A 1,770-nucleotide genomic window follows, 5' to 3' on the forward strand; every position below is an offset into this window, starting at 1 on the left:
CGGCGCAGCTCTCCCGGGCACTGGCAGGGCTGGCGCTGCGGACGCTGGTGCGGGAGTACGGGTTCAGCGAAGAAGGGGCGCTTGACTACCTGCGCAGCGTCGCAGGCGGAGCCGCGCGGGAATCATCCGGCGGCACAGTCCACGTCCTGGTCCCCGATTCCGTTCCGGACCAGAACGTGCCCCAGCCCAGTCCCTATGCCGCGGCGCCACACGGCGGAGACACGCCCCCCGTCCGGCGGCGGCGGCGCAGGACGGGGACTCCGGCATAGGCGGACACCGGCGCGCGCCCCGCGGGACGGCTAACCGGGCTAAGCCAGGGCAGCGGTCACGCCGCGCTGGCGTCTTCTGTTCCCTGGGCATGGCCTGGCCGGAGGACCTTCAGCGCGCCGGACCACGCGATCACCTGGTCAAACAGCATCTGCAGGCTCTTTTCCGCGGCCGCCGTCGGGATGAAAGTGCGGTAATTCGCGAACTCCGTGGCCAGGGGCAGCGCCACCTGGGCCCGGACGTCGGCCATCTGCAGCTCCGCGGACACTCCGCGGAAGTGTTCGACGGCGCGGATGCCGCCGCTGCTTCCGTAGCTGACAAACCCGGCCGCCTTGTTGTTCCACTCCTTGTAGAGGTAGTCCACAGCGTTTTTCAGTGCGCCGGGAATCGAGTGGTTGTACTCGCCCGTGACGAAGATGTAGCCGTCGAATCCGTCGACAGCTTCGGACCAGGCCTTGGTGTAGGGCTGGCTGTACCGGCCGAGGGAGGGTGGCAGCGGCTCGTCCAGCAGCGGAAGATCAAAATCGGCGACGTCGAGGACGTCAAAAATGGCATCGCCGCGTTCTGATGCCCGGGCACTTACCCAGTCGGCGACGGCCTTTCCGAGGCGACCGGGCCGGGTGCTCCCGAGCACGATAGCGATGCGGATCATGGCGGGCTCCTTTCCGGAAGTAATGTTTGCCCACACTCAGAACAACAAAACAAAGGGCTCGAAACTTCCGCAACCGCCGTGGGCCCCGCGGGTTCAGGGGCTAACGCGCGGCACGTCGATGGTCCGCCAGGATCCGTCCGCCGCGCAGCACGGCCACGAGGTCGAAGCCCGGGTCAACGGCGATGATATCGGCGCGCATTCCAGCCCGGAGGGCGCCGATCTCGGTCTCCAGGCCCAGAACACGGGCCGGGACCAGGGTGGCCGCCGCGACGGCGTCGGCCGGACTCACCCCCGCCGCGATGGCCATGCGGACAACCTCCAACAGGGTCGCCGTGCCCCCGGCAAGGGCGCCGTTGCTCCGCAGGGTGGCCACGCCGTCGTGCACCACCACATCCGCGGGGCCGAGTTCGTAGTCGCCGTCGGGCAGCCCGGTTGCCGCCATGGAGTCCGTCACCAGCGCGATGCCCCCGGCTCCGACCAGGTCAAAGACCATCCGGACCGTCTCCGGGTCGAGGTGGACGCCGTCGCCGACGAGCTCGACGACGACCGTGCCTGCGGCCGCCAGCCGCAGGCACGCGGCCGCCGGTCCGGGACTCCTGTGGTGCAGGGGAGGCATGCCGTTGAACAGATGGGTCACCGTGGGCCGGGCGCGCGGCCCGAAGGCCCCGGAAGCCGCGCCCCCGCGGATGAGGTCCGCGGCCTCCGCCAGTGAGGCCGCGGCCACGGGGGCAGCGGCATCGGTATGGCCCAGCGAGGGGATCACCCCGTGGTCCGTGAGGATCCGGAGGAGCTCACCCGCGCCGGGCAGTTCGGGGGCGTACGTCATGGTCCGCAGGGCTCCGCCGGCCGCC

Annotated in this window: 3 protein-coding genes; 1 reads left to right on the top strand and 2 read right to left on the bottom strand. The window is 70.4% G+C overall.

Annotated features, from left to right (window positions below):
• Window positions 1-269: hypothetical protein (locus tag LQV45_RS29890; protein WP_374208331.1), on the top strand; the 269-nt coding region annotated here is incomplete at its 5' end.
• A gap of 56 nt (window positions 270-325) precedes the next feature.
• Here the strand turns inward: LQV45_RS29890 and LQV45_RS29895 are convergent.
• Window positions 326-919, bottom strand: a complete 594-nt coding sequence (locus LQV45_RS29895; protein WP_230010781.1) for an NADPH-dependent FMN reductase — start codon at window positions 917-919, stop codon at window positions 326-328.
• Window positions 920-1,019: 100 nt separating this feature from the next.
• Window positions 1,020-1,770, bottom strand: a 751-nt coding sequence (locus LQV45_RS29900; RefSeq protein WP_230010784.1) for an amidohydrolase family protein, incomplete at its 5' end; no start/stop codon positions are given.

It is taken from the genome of Microbacterium sp. Bi128 (assembly GCF_918698205.1).